The sequence below is a fragment of the Flavobacterium saccharophilum genome, from assembly GCF_900142735.1.
Lineage (GTDB): Bacteria > Bacteroidota > Bacteroidia > Flavobacteriales > Flavobacteriaceae > Flavobacterium > Flavobacterium saccharophilum.
Genome location: NZ_FRBY01000003.1, coordinates 752805 through 766213, shown reverse-complemented (window position 1 = coordinate 766213; position 13409 = coordinate 752805). Strand labels below are relative to the sequence as shown.

At 33.8% G+C, this 13409-nt stretch carries 10 protein-coding genes and 1 rRNA gene; 7 read left to right on the top strand and 4 right to left on the bottom strand.

Annotated elements, in window-relative coordinates; all coding sequences use genetic code 11:
• A 5S ribosomal RNA gene (rrf, locus tag BUA98_RS22670) occupies positions 1-75 on the top strand; the annotation flags it as partial.
• A gap of 784 nt (positions 76-859) precedes the next feature.
• On the top strand, positions 860-2497 hold the full coding sequence (pafA, locus tag BUA98_RS13345) for an alkaline phosphatase PafA (protein WP_072973250.1): 1638 nt from the start codon (positions 860-862) through the stop codon (positions 2495-2497).
• 133 nt (positions 2498-2630) lie between these two features.
• Here pafA and ald read toward each other — a convergent pair whose 3' ends face one another.
• On the bottom strand, positions 2631-3749 hold the full coding sequence (gene ald / locus BUA98_RS13340) for an alanine dehydrogenase (RefSeq protein ID WP_072973248.1): 1119 nt from the start codon (positions 3747-3749) through the stop codon (positions 2631-2633).
• Positions 3750-3952: 203 nt separating this feature from the next.
• Here ald and BUA98_RS13335 point away from each other — a divergent pair, with 203 nt between their 5' ends.
• Entirely contained in the window at positions 3953-4411 is a 459-nt protein-coding gene (locus tag BUA98_RS13335; protein WP_029272639.1) for an Lrp/AsnC family transcriptional regulator, read from the top strand.
• 62 nt (positions 4412-4473) lie between these two features.
• On the opposite strand, the gene BUA98_RS13330 is transcribed toward BUA98_RS13335, so the two are convergent.
• Both BUA98_RS13330 and BUA98_RS13325 read right to left on the bottom strand, forming a co-directional pair.
• The gene (locus BUA98_RS13330) at positions 4474-5922 is read right to left on the bottom strand and encodes a glyceraldehyde-3-phosphate dehydrogenase (RefSeq protein ID WP_072973247.1); all 1449 of its coding nucleotides are present in this window, start codon (positions 5920-5922) and stop codon (positions 4474-4476) included.
• A 204-nt stretch (positions 5923-6126) separates the two neighbouring features.
• Positions 6127-7527, bottom strand: a complete 1401-nt coding sequence (locus BUA98_RS13325) for a S1C family serine protease (RefSeq protein WP_072973245.1) — start codon at positions 7525-7527, stop codon at positions 6127-6129.
• 138 nt (positions 7528-7665) lie between these two features.
• On the opposite strand from BUA98_RS13325, the gene dapF reads away from it, so the two are divergent.
• From dapF to BUA98_RS13305, 4 genes are all read left to right on the top strand, one after another.
• Positions 7666-8448 (top strand): diaminopimelate epimerase, encoded by a 783-nt coding sequence (gene dapF / locus BUA98_RS13320; protein ID WP_072973243.1) that lies wholly within the window; start codon positions 7666-7668, stop codon positions 8446-8448.
• A gap of 27 nt (positions 8449-8475) precedes the next feature.
• Positions 8476-9009 carry a GNAT family N-acetyltransferase gene (locus BUA98_RS13315; RefSeq protein ID WP_072973241.1) on the top strand — a complete coding sequence of 178 codons (534 nt, stop codon included), beginning with the start codon at positions 8476-8478 and terminating at the stop codon, positions 9007-9009.
• A 10-nt stretch (positions 9010-9019) separates the two neighbouring features.
• A complete protein-coding gene (gene mltG, locus BUA98_RS13310; RefSeq protein WP_072973240.1) occupies positions 9020-10060 on the top strand; it encodes an endolytic transglycosylase MltG in 1041 nt (346 codons plus the stop codon).
• Between the two features lie 491 nt (positions 10061-10551).
• Positions 10552-11199 carry a peptidoglycan-binding protein LysM gene (locus BUA98_RS13305; protein ID WP_072973238.1) on the top strand — a complete coding sequence of 216 codons (648 nt, stop codon included), beginning with the start codon at positions 10552-10554 and terminating at the stop codon, positions 11197-11199.
• 54 nt (positions 11200-11253) lie between these two features.
• Here the strand turns inward: BUA98_RS13305 and scpA are convergent, their stop codons facing one another.
• On the bottom strand, positions 11254-13389 hold the full coding sequence (scpA, locus tag BUA98_RS13300; RefSeq protein ID WP_072973237.1) for a methylmalonyl-CoA mutase: 2136 nt from the start codon (positions 13387-13389) through the stop codon (positions 11254-11256).
• Between the last annotated feature and the right edge of the window lie 20 nt (positions 13390-13409).

Below are 13409 nucleotides of genomic sequence, written 5' to 3'. Positions count from 1 at the left end.
ATCCCGAACAGAGTAGTTAAGCCCGCCTGCGCAGATGGTACTGCAGTTATGTGGGAGAGTATGTCGTCGCCTTTCTTTTGAAAACCCTGTTTCTAGCGAAACAGGGTTTTTTGTTTTACAAAATAGGGAGTTATGTGGGAGCCCCGATAGCTATCGGGGGTCGTCGCCTTTCTTTTAAGAATCCTCATCATTTATTTGATGGGGATTTTTTGTTTTATTACACTTTTGGTTTTTTACCGCAAAGTACGTAAAGGCCTTTTTATCGAAGTGTTTACTGTTGTCTTTAGTAAGTTCGCAAAGCTGTGTGTTATAACTTTGCGAGCTTTTAGTAAATCCTTGTGTTCTTTTGGGTAGGATTTTTAACCGCAAAGAGCGCAAAGGTTTTTTTATCGGAATGTTTGCGGTTGTTTTTATTAAGTTCGCAAAGCTGTTCGAGAGTTACTTTGCGGACTTAACATAATCACGAGGCTTCGGGATTGTGCGTTTTGCGGTTACATAGCGGTTGCTGCATAAAGTTTCTTCTGAAAGTAAAACTATGCGGTACCTTGGATTGGAATTTGTGATTTAAGAATTGGAATTTCTTCTGAAAACTGTACTTCAAATTTATTGTAGACTGCGTTAGGGATGTTAGCGGCATCCTTTTGCGATAACCCGGACTTCTTTCTAAAACCATAACATCAATCGCAAAAGATATAGCGGACAGCCCGACCCAGAGGGAAACGCCCAAATGGCAATTATTCGTTTGATAATACACCATCTTATTTCTGTTAAATTAAAGTCAATTTTGGGTTTTAATTTATCGACGGTTAGCCAGTTTAAATGTGAATCTGTATTTTTGTGTAAATATTATAATTTAAGTATGAAAAAAAGTATTGTATTGTTGGCATTGTTTGTTATCGCAAATTTAAGTGCTCAACAACGACCTAAATTAGTTGTAGGTATTGTAGTTGATCAAATGAAAATGGAATATTTATATCGGTTTTCAGATGATTTTTCACCGAATGGTTTTAAGAAATTAATGAATAATGGATATACTTTTCAAAATATGCATTATAACTATATGCCAACTTACACGGCTCCGGGACATGCTTCAATTTATACTGGAACAACACCGGCAACACATGGAATTGTTGGTAACGAATGGTTTAGCAGAACAACTGGGAAAGAAATATATTGTACAGATGATGCAGGTGTAAAAACAGTTGGAGATGGAACAGTAGAAGAGGGAGCGATGTCTCCAAAAAATCTTCAAAGTACTACTATTACGGATGAAGTAAGAATGGCTACCAATTTTCAAGGTAAAGTTATTGGAATGAGTCTTAAAGATCGTGGTGCAATTTTACCAGCAGGTCATTTTGCTAACTGGGCTTTTTGGTATAGTAAAACAGGTTCTTTTATTTCAAGCACTTTTTACGGTGAAAAACTGCCGGAATGGGTAACTCAGTTTAATAATGAAAAACATTATATGCCCTATATAAACAAAGGTTGGGATTTGTATAAACCAGCTTCGACTTATAATGAAAGTTTACCGGACAATAATCCTTATGAAGGTAAACTGTACGGTAGTGCTGCGCCCGTTTTTCCATATGATTTGAAAACAATGTATGAAAAAAATGATGCAGGTGTAATAAGGGCTACTCCTTTTGGTAATGATTTATTAGCTGAGTTTGCTAAAAAAGCTATCGAAAAAGAAGAATTAGGAAGGGATAATATCACTGATTTTTTAACAGTTAGTTTTTCATCAACTGATTATGTTGGACATTTATTAGGACCGCGTTCGATGGAACTTCAGGATACTTATTTAAGATTGGATCAAACGATTGCTGATTTCTTAGCATATTTAGATAAAAGAGTTGGAAAAGGTAATTATTTGCTTTTCTTAACAGCGGATCATGCAGGTGCTGAAAATGTAATCTATTTAAAAGATCGTAAATATAATGTGGATAATTTTCCATCAAAAGACTTTAAAAAGAATCTACAGGATTTCTCTGTGAAAACTTTTGGTGTTGATTTACTTTTAAACTATTCTAACTTTAATATTTTCTTCAATAAACAAATTATTAAAGACAAAGGTTTGGAGTTAACAAAAGTGAAACAAGCTTTTAAAGAGTATATGATTTCACTTCCACAGATTAAAAAAGTGTATACTGAAGAGGAAATTTTAGCTAATTCGGGAAATGATTATTACTTGAATTTTGTTGCTAAAGGATATGATGTTACTCAGGATGGTGATATGGTTATCATTAATAAACCTGGAGATATGGAATATTCGGTTACTGGAACTTCGCATGGAACTCCATATAGCTATGATACTCATGTACCTGCTATTTTTTACGGATGGCACATTAATAAAGGAGAATCATATGATAAAAAAGCGATTACCGAAATTGCCCCGACAATAGCTCAGAAAATTAAAGTTAGTTTTCCTAATGGAACTGAGGCAAAAGTGTTGCAAGAAGTTTTAGATGAGAAAATCGAGAAAATAGAGAAAAAATAGTTTTTCTATTTACCTATAAAGCAAAACCTGTCATTATTTTATGACAGGTTTTTTTATGCTCAAAAAAAAGGTCTTTCAATTAAGAAAGACCTTTTGAATAGTGTTTTAGTAAGCACTTATTATAATGTTAGCACTATGCGTTTGCTAACACTAATTCTTCGTTAAAAGGAAGATTCCAAGCTTCAGCAACTCCTTTATAAAGGATTTTTCCGTTAGCGATGTTTAATCCTTTTTTCAATTCTTCGTTTTCGTTACAAGCTTTTTCCCATCCTTTGTTTGCTAATTGTACAGCATAAGGTAGAGTTGCGTTAGTTAAAGCTAAAGTTGATGTATAAGGTACAGCTCCTGGCATATTAGCAACACAGTAGTGAACAATATCATCAATAATGAAAGTTGGGTTTTCGTGAGTTGTAGGTGTACAAGTTTCGATACATCCACCTTGATCTACAGCAACGTCAACAACAACAGTTCCTGGACGCATTAATTTAAGCATATCACGAGTAATTAAGTGAGGTGCTTTTGCTCCTGGAATTAATACTGCTCCAACAATTAAATCTGCGTCTTTAATTGCTCTTGTAATATTGTAATGGTTTGACATTTCTGTGTTTACGTTTGCTGGCATGATATCGTCAAGTTGACGTAAACGTGGCAAACTTAAATCCATAATAGTTACCTGAGCTCCTAAACCAGCAGCCATTTTTGCAGCCTGAGTTCCTACGATTCCTCCACCTAAAACTAATACTTTAGCTGGCGGTACACCTGGAACACCACCTAAAAGAATTCCTCTTCCTTTTAATGGTTTTTCAAGATATTTTGCTCCTTGTTGAATTGCCATACGACCTGCAACTTCAGACATTGGAACTAATAATGGTAAACTACGATCTGCTTTTTCAACTGTCTCATAAGCTAAACAAACTGCGCCTTTTTCAAGCATAGCATGAGTTAATGGCTCTGATGAAGCAAAGTGAAAATAAGTGAAAAGCAATTGATCTTTTTTAATTAAAGGATATTCAGAAGCAATTGGTTCTTTTACTTTAATGATCATTTCTGCAATTGCATAAACTTCTTCAATAGTTCCTAAAACTACTGCTCCTGCATTTGCATATTCATCATCGCTAAATCCACTTCCTAAACCAGCAGTTGCTTGTACATAAACTGTATGTCCATGTTTTTTCATTTCAGAAACACCAGCAGGAGTTAATGCTACACGATTTTCGTTGTTTTTTATTTCTTTTGGAACACCTATTATCATCTTGTTATATTTTTTGTTTTTTTTTCTTGAATTTGTTTTACAAAGCTACTGATAGAGAATATATTATTGATATTGTAGTTATAAATAAGAAAATATTATTTTATTTTATACTTTTACAGAAAAATATTCTTTTTGGAAAGGTTTAGGGTTCTCAAAAAAGAAAAAAAGACTAAATTTTACTAATTAAAGAAAACGTTTTCGTTATGGCTTTAGATGAAATTGACAAAAAAATCTTACGACTTTTACAGGAGAATGCGCATTATACTTTAAAGGATATTGCAAATAAAATAAATTTGTCCCTTACACCGGTTCATGATCGGGTTAAACGTCTTGAGAAAGAGGGAGTTATAGAGAAGTATGTTTCGATTTTGAACAAGAAAAAACTCGGAAATAATCTTACCGTTTATTGCCAGGTTACCTTAACAAAACAGACTTACGATACTTCTGAAGGATTTAATCAGTCCATTCTTAATTTGCCCGAGGTTGTTGAATGTAATTACGTTTCTGGAAATTTTGATTATATGCTAAAAGTTATCATTCCGGATATGGAGAGTTATCATCATTTTCATCAGAAAAAATTATCTATTTTACCTGAAGTATCTTTAATAAACACTGTCTTTGTAATTTCTGAAGTAAAAAGCACTACAGTTCTCCCAATTTAAAATAAACAAAAAACCACCAAGAAAACTTGATGGTCTTAAGAATAGTTGGTTTTGGTTTTATATTAATAATAAGTAAAACGTCTAACTTTAGCAATATATTTTGCTAAACGAATTACCTGATGACTATAACCATATTCATTATCGTACCAAATGTAGAGTACGATGTTTTTGCCATCTTTAGAAACAATTGTGGCATTACTGTCATAAATTGATGGAGCAGAAGTTCCTACGATGTCAGAAGAAACCAATTCGTTATTTAAAGAATATTTAATTTGCTCTACAAGTTCTCCTTCTAAAGCGTATTTTTTCATTATTTTATTGATGGCTGCTATAGAGGTAGCTTTTTTAACTTCTAAGTTTACTACAACCAAAGATCCGTTTGGAACAGGAACCCTGATAGCATTTGATGTTAATTTTCCTTCAAGAGATGGAATCGCTTTTGCAACTGCAGTTCCGGCACCAGTTTCGGTAATAACCATATTTAGTGCGGCAGCTCTTCCACGACGGTACTTTTTATGCATATTGTCAACCAGATTCTGATCGTTTGTATAAGCATGAATGGTTTCTAAGTGGCCTTTTGAGACTCCTAAAGTATCTTCAATAACTTTTAAAATTGGCGTTATTGCATTAGTAGTGCATGATGCTGCCGAAAAAATATTTATTTCGTCCGGATTATATTCGTTATGATTTACACCGTGAACGATATTTGGAACTCCTTTTCCAGGTGCTGTCAATAAAACTTTACCAACTCCATTTGAAGTTAAATGTCTTTTTAATGTTTCTTCTGTTGTAAAAGCACCAGTATTATCAATAACTAAAGCATCACTGATTCCGTATTGCGTATAGTCTATTTCTTCCGGAGTATTAGCATTTATAATGTGAACGGTGGTTCCGTTTATGATTAGTGCATTATTCTTTGGATCAGCAATTACTGATCCCTGAAAATCGCCATGAATGGAGTCGTAACGCAGTAGAGAAGCTCGTTTCTCTAAAATTGACGCATCATTTTTGTCGCGGGTTACAATTGCTCTCAAACGCAATTGGTTTCCTTTACCAGTTTTTGACATTAATTCTCTTGCAAGTAACCGTCCAATTCTTCCAAAGCCATATAAAACAACATCTTTTGGTTGAATTTCTTTTGTTGATTTGGCTTTTTTCAATTTTTCCATCACAAAATATCTTGCGTCCGGATATTTTTCTTCCTCTAAAAGATATTCGTATGTCAATTTTCCTAAATCTAATTTTGCAGGTGGAAAATCTAATGACAAAATTACTTTTGCAATTTCAACAGAATCAAAAACACTAATAGGTTTGCCCACGAATTCACCTGCGTATTGATGTAAATTGATTATGTCACTGACATTTTTATCCAATAATTGGTTTTTGAATAAAACCATTTCGATGGATTTGTCATACCATAAATCGCTTATGACTTTTATTAATTCGACACCAGCTCTTCTTCGGTCGACTTGTAACGATACCTCTTTTTGGTACAAAGATTTTTTACTCATAATTGATTAAATTGAAAAAATAAAATGCTCACTATTTTAAAATTTTGCGCAAAAGTATCCATTTCAATCGATTTCGTAAACTATTTTGTGATTTATTTTTGAAAATAAAAAAGTCACCTTAATTTCTTAAGATGACTTTTTTTAGTTTTCAGCCTCAGTCACAGTTTTCAGTTTTTGACTGATGACTGAGACTGATTAGTATGATTAAATAATTATTCTGAAGATTTCTCCATTTCTATTTATCATTTCGATTCGGACACTTTGTCCTTCATCTTTTTTACTTAAAAGTTTCGAAACGGTTTCAACATTTGTGGCTTTTACATTATCAATGCTTAAAATAATATTGCCTTGCAATTCATTTTGATATTGCATTAAGTTGTCATTGGTTATGTTTTTAATTTTTACACCATAATCAATTCTGAATTTCTTTTTGTCAGCAGCATCGATGTTTTCTAATTCTATTCCTTTAAACTCCGTGCTAAAGAATTCATTTTTACTTAAAGTTACCGGAACAGTTCTCGTTTGTCCGTCTTTCATATAAGTAACTTTCACAACATCGTTTGGTCGTTTCGTGTTAATATAACCTGAAAGATCAGCATAAGTTGCAATGTTTTGATCATCTAATTTTACAATAATATCTCCTTTAGAAAGACCAGCTTTTTCAGCCCCTGAATTTTTGGAAACTTTACTGATATAAAATCCTTGGGTTTGAGATATACCTAATTCTTTTGATGCAGTACTATTTAATTCACCACCTTCAACACCTAGAATTCCTCGTTGAACATTTCCAAATTCCATGATATCTTCAATGATTTTTCGGGCAATATTAGAAGGGACTGCAAATGAATATCCAACATAGGAGCCAGTCATGGATGAAATCATGGTATTGATTCCAATCAATTCGCCTCTAGTATTTACTAACGCTCCACCACTGTTTCCTGGATTTACAGCCGCATCAGTCTGGATAAAAGACTGAATTCCGCTCGTGTCTAAATTTCTGGCTTTCGCCGAAACAATTCCTGCAGTTACCGTTGAAGTTAGGTTATACGGATTTCCAACTGCCAAAACCCATTCTCCAATTTTTACAGTATCTGAATTAGCGAAAGCAGTATATGGCAATTTTTCATCTGCATTAATTTTTAATAGGGCGATGTCCATTTTTGAATCGGTACCAATTAATTTTGCTGTATATGATTTCTTGTTGTTTAAGGTAATTTCTATTTCAGAAGCATCTTTAATTACGTGATTGTTGGTCACGATATAGCCATCTTCAGAAATAATAACACCAGAACCAGTTCCTACTTGTTCTTGTTGTTGCTGACCACCGTATCCGTAGAAAAATTCCATCATCGGATTACTGATTGTTCTTCTCGAAACGTTCTTTACGTGAACAACAGTATGGATTGTCTTGTCTGCAGCAGCAGTAAAATCAACTGTTTCAGCTGATAATGCAACGTTTCTGCCTAATGAATTGGGGGCTAAAGTAACAACAGAATTTTCTCTTCCAAAAAAAGAATTGTTGCCATCAAATAATAATTTGTAAGCACCAAGTGTAGTAGCACCACTTAGTAATGACACTAAAAATAAGCTTGAAAATCTTTTCATAATTAGGATTTATGTTTAAGTTACTAACGTAAAATTAAAGGAAAAAATTATTTCAAAAAATGCTTTAACGCTCTTTAACATTGATTAACATTTCATTAATTAATAGTTCGTACTTTTGTACTTATTAATAGACTAAAAATGCAAATAGAATTTTATAAATATCAAGGTACGGGCAATGATTTTGTGATGATTGACAATCGTACTAATTTTTTCCCAAAAGAAGATATTCAACTAATTGAACAGTTATGCGACAGAAGATTTGGCATTGGCGCTGACGGACTTATTTTACTGGAAAATGATTCGGATACTGATTTCAGAATGGTTTATTACAATTCTGACGGGAACGAAAGTTCGATGTGTGGTAATGGTGGTCGTTGTTTAGTAGCTTTTGCTAATCAATTAGGCGTAATCAATAGTCAGGCAATTTTCATGGCAACCGACGGATTACATCATGCTTCTGTTGGAGATGACGCCATTGTTTCTTTGCAAATGATTGATGTTGATGAAATACAAAAGAAAGATTCTTATACTTTTTTAAATACTGGTTCACCACATCACGTTCAGATTGTTGAAGATTTGAAAAACTATAATGTAAAAGATAACGGAGCATCGATTCGTTACGGAGAATTATATGGAGAAAAAGGAAGCAATGTCAATTTTGTAAAGAAAATTGATGAGGATACTTTTTCAGTTCGTACTTATGAAAGAGGTGTTGAGGATGAAACTTTAGCCTGTGGGACAGGAGTAACTGCTGTTGCAATTGCAATGAATGCGATTGGAGAAACGGATAAAACTTCTATCAATCTAAATGTTGAAGGAGGAAAACTAGTTGTTTCTTTTGATAAAGTTGGAGATCATTTTACCAATGTTTTCTTAACCGGCCCGGCAAAATTTGTTTTTAAAGGCAGTATTGAAATCTAAAATCTGCAATCTAAAATCTAAAATTAAATGATCACACTCAAAGGAGAAAATATCTATCTGCGTGCTTTAGAACCTAATGATTTAGAGTTTGTGTATGCAATGGAAAATGATCAGAGCATTTGGGAAGTTAGCAATACTTATACTCCATACAGCCGTTTTTTGGTTCGTCAATATCTTGAAAACGCACATCAGGACATTTATGAAGCTAAACAACTGCGATTGGCTATTTGTCAGGATGAAGATTTTCCGGCTATTGGATTAATTGATTTATTTGAATTTGATCCGAAGAATAATAAAGCGGGTGTTGGAATCGTTATCCAAAAGAATGAAAATAAAAGACAAAATATTGGTTCTGAAGCATTAGAGCTTTTAATTAAATATGCGTTTTATAATTTAAATTTACATCAGCTCTATGCAAATATTAGTGTTGAAAATGTAGCAAGTATAGCTCTTTTTACTAAATTTGGTTTTGAGAAAATAGGAATTAAAAAAGATTGGATCTTGCTGAATAACCACTATCAAGACGAAGCAATGTTTCAATTAATTAACAAACAAATTTAAAATTTAAACTTTGAGCTTAAAAAAAATTATCACGATAACTGCTGTAGCCGTAATTTCAGTTTTAATGATTTACGGATTTATTTTGATTAGCAGAATTTTTAGCGCCAACACAAAATTTGAGGAAAAAGAACTTTATGTTTATGTTCCAACTGGTGCCAATTATACCGATGTTAAAAAAATATTAGAACCTTATATTAAGAATTTCGAAAACTTCGAAATGGTAGCCAACAAAAGAAGCTATCCTGAAAACGTAAAATCGGGTCGTTTTTTACTTAAAAAAGACATGAATAATATCGATTTGGTTCGTGCAATGCGTTCTAATGTACCAGTTAAATTAGCTTTTAATAATCAGGAGCGTTTGGAGAATTTTGCCGGAAGAGTAGGATCTGAAATCGAGGCTGATAGTTTATCTTTAATGAAAGCGATTAAAGATTCAACTTTTATGGCTGCTAATGGTTTTAACGAAGACAATGTATTCGCCATGTTTATTCCAAATACTTATGAAGTGTATTGGAATACTTCTGCAGAGAAATTCCGTGATAAAATGATCAAAGAATATCATAATTTCTGGACAGATAAAAGAATTGCAGAAGCAAAGGAACAAGGTTTAACGCCAGTTCAGGCTACTATTTTAGCTTCAATTGTTCATAAAGAATCAGTCAAAAAAGACGAAAGACCAAGAATTGCGGGAGTTTATTTAAACCGTTTACGTTTAGCAATGCCGTTGCAAGCAGATCCAACCGTAATTTATGCATTAAAATTAAGAGATAATAATTTTGATCAGGTTATAAAAAGAGTGTTTTATAATGACTTGGTAATGAAATCTCCATACAATACCTATGTAAATATTGGGTTGCCTCCAGGACCAATTGCAATGCCTGATATTACGGCTCTTGAAGCTGTTTTAAATCCAGAAAAGAACGATTATATCTATTTTTGTGCTAGTGTTGAGCGTTTTGGATATCATGAATTTGCTTCAACTTTAGCAGAACACAATGTAAATGCAAAAAAATATTCTGACTGGATTGCTAGGCAGGGAGTAACGAGATAGTTTTTTTGATTACTTTATAAAAATATAACCGAAGTGTAAAAGCTTCGGTTTTTTTGTTTTTAGATGTTTCATTATTTTTTATGAAAGAGCATTATATGTAGATTTTCATTTCAGTCAATTTTTTGAAATTCTAAAAAGAATAAAATTGAAAAATGACTTCTTTTTAAATTTAAAAAAGGCAAAATTAAGGTTAAACGTCATTTATTTATCTGTAAATAAATTGTGAATATTGTAAGTTAAATATTATTATTTTAACAAAATTGCTAAAAATTTGATAAAAATGATGTTTTTAAAATTTATTTTTTAGTGCTTTTAACGTGAATTGGGAGTCTTCGATTTCTGCTCGAAAAGGGCATCAATAAAGGGATGAAGCCCAGTTTTATAATTTTTAAAAGAGGTTAAGTTATTGGTTATCAGTATTGTTTTGTTTTGGTTATCTTTGCACCGTAGAAATTTCAAGAGGGTGACAGCGTTTTGAAGAAAAACAATTTATGATAAAGAAATGGTATTTTTATGCGAGTTTAGTCGTTATTATTACATTTTTAACTTTGGGTTTTAAACCCTTTAATCTGGAAACCAAACCTTGGTTTTTAATAGAAAAAACAGATGGATCAGAATACTTATTTCCATCGCTAGATAAGGATGATTATCCTGAATCAAACAAATTAAACGTCCCATACACGGGAAATCATCTAATCGGTTTTAAAGAAGCAGTTGCATTTAAAGAGTCTCAGGGAAAATACCGTTTGGTAAATTCACTAGGTTACATGGGGAAATACCAGTTTGGTCCTCAGGCATTGAGATCGATTGGTGTTCGCAGTAGCAAAGCTTTTTTAAAAGATCCTGCATTACAAGAAAAAGCTTTTATAGCGCTATTATCCAAAAATAAGTGGATTTTGCGAAATGAAATCCAAAGGTATGAAGGCAAAATTATTAACGGTATTGCCATTACTGAATCTGGAATTTTGGCTGCTGCACATCTTGGTGGCGCCGGATCAGTGAAAAACTTCTTTAAAAATAAAGGAAACAGGTTTTTTAGAGATGCCTATGGAACTTCATTGAGAAGTTACATGAAAGCCTTTGGTGGTTATGATCTCTCTTATATTGAAGCAGATAGTAACGCTACAATAAACGACTAAAAAGTAAAAAACTAAAAAATCCCGATCAAATCGGGATTTTTTTTTGGAATACCTTTAATCAATTAATATTTCTAAAATTTTAATTGCTGCCTCACTGATTTTTGTTCCGGGACCAAAAACCGCAACTGCACCGGCATCAAATAAATATTGATAGTCTTGCGCCGGAATGACACCGCCCACAATTACCATTATATCTTCCCGACCGTGTTTTTTTAATTCTTCAATTACCTGCGGAACTAATGTTTTATGTCCTGCTGCTAAAGAAGATACTCCTAATATGTGGACATCATTTTCAACGGCTTGTTTTGCAGCTTCAGCCGGAGTCTGGAAAAGCGGACCAATATCAACATCAAAACCTACATCAGCATAACCGGTTGCAACAACTTTCGCACCGCGATCATGCCCGTCTTGTCCCATTTTGGCAATCATAATTCTGGGACGTCTTCCTTCTTGTTTGGCAAAGGCATCCGCTAATTGTTTTGCCTTTTCAAAATTTTCGTCATTTTTTATTGCTGCACTATACACACCGCTAAAGGATTTAATTTGCGCTTTATACCTGCCAAAAACACTTTCCAGAGCATCGCTGATTTCACCTAAAGTTGCTCTTTCACGGGCTGCTTCAGTCGCAATTTCCAGTAAGTTTCCTTCGCCAGTTTTGGCACAATGAATTAATTTTTCCAGTGATTGATTTACTTTTTCAGTATTTCTTCTTAATTTTATTTCTTCAAGACGTTCAATTTGTTGCTTACGGACCATTTGGTTATCGACATCCAGGATATGCAACGGATCTTCTTTCTCTAATCGAAATTGATTTACACCAACAATAATATCTTGCCCGCTGTCAATTCGTGCTTGTTTCCTTGCAGCAGCTTCTTCAATTCTAAGTTTTGGAATTCCGGCTTCGATGGCTTTTGTCATTCCACCCAATTCTTCAACCTCTTCAATAAGTTTCCAGGTACTTTCTAGAAGTTCATTTGTTAAACTTTCAACATAATAACTTCCAGCCCAGGGATCAACAGTTTTAGTTATCTTAGTTTCCTCCTGTAGAAAGATTTGCGTATTACGGGCTATTCTTGCCGAAAAGTCTGTTGGTAAAGCAATCGCCTCATCGAGTGCATTGGTGTGTAAGGATTGTGTTCCTCCAAAAGCAGCAGCAGTCGCTTCAATACAAGTTCGAGCTACATTATTAAAAGGATCTTGTTCTGTTAAACTCCATCCACTGGTCTGGCAATGGGTTCTTAATGCTAATGATTTATCGCTTTTTGGATTAAATTGCTGAATTAATTTTGCCCAAATCATTCGACCTGCTCTCATCTTGGCAATTTCCATAAAATGATTCATACCGATAGCCCAAAAGAAAGAAAGGCGAGGAGCAAACTCATCAATTGTCATTCCGGTTGAAAGTCCGGTTCTAATATATTCTAAGCCATCTGCTAAAGTGTATGCTAATTCAATATCGGCAGTTGCACCGGCTTCCTGCATATGATATCCTGAAATTGAGATAGAGTTGAATTTCGGCATTTTTTTGCTCGTAAATTCAAAAATATCCGCAATAATCTTCATTGAAGGGGTTGGCGGATAAATATAAGTATTACGCACCATGAACTCTTTCAAAATATCATTCTGAATAGTTCCGGATAATTTCCCGATAGCAACACCTTGTTCTTCTGCGGCAACAATATAAAAAGCCATAATTGGTAAAACAGCTCCATTCATCGTCATTGAAACCGACATTTCATCCAATGGAATCTGATCAAACAATACTTTCATGTCTTCAACAGAATCAATTGCAACACCCGCTTTTCCAACATCGCCAACAACTCTTTCGTGATCTGAATCGTAACCGCGATGCGTTGGTAAGTCAAAAGCAATGGAAAGTCCTTTTTGTCCGGCAGCTAAATTTCTTCTGTAAAAAGCATTACTTTCTTCAGCTGTTGAAAATCCTGCATACTGACGAATAGTCCAAGGACGTCTCACATACATTGTGGCATAAGGCCCGCGTAAATTCGGCGCAAAACCAGCCCCAAAATCAAGAAATTCTAAATTTTCAAGATCTTTCTCAGTGTATGTTTTTTTAAGCTCAATACCTTCAGCAGTAAAAAAGTTATTGGCTGAAATGTCTGACTTTTGACTTTCGACTTTTAACTTTTGACTGTCCAGATTAATATGTTTAAGGTCTTTTCTTATCATGGAGACACTTCGTTTTGTTT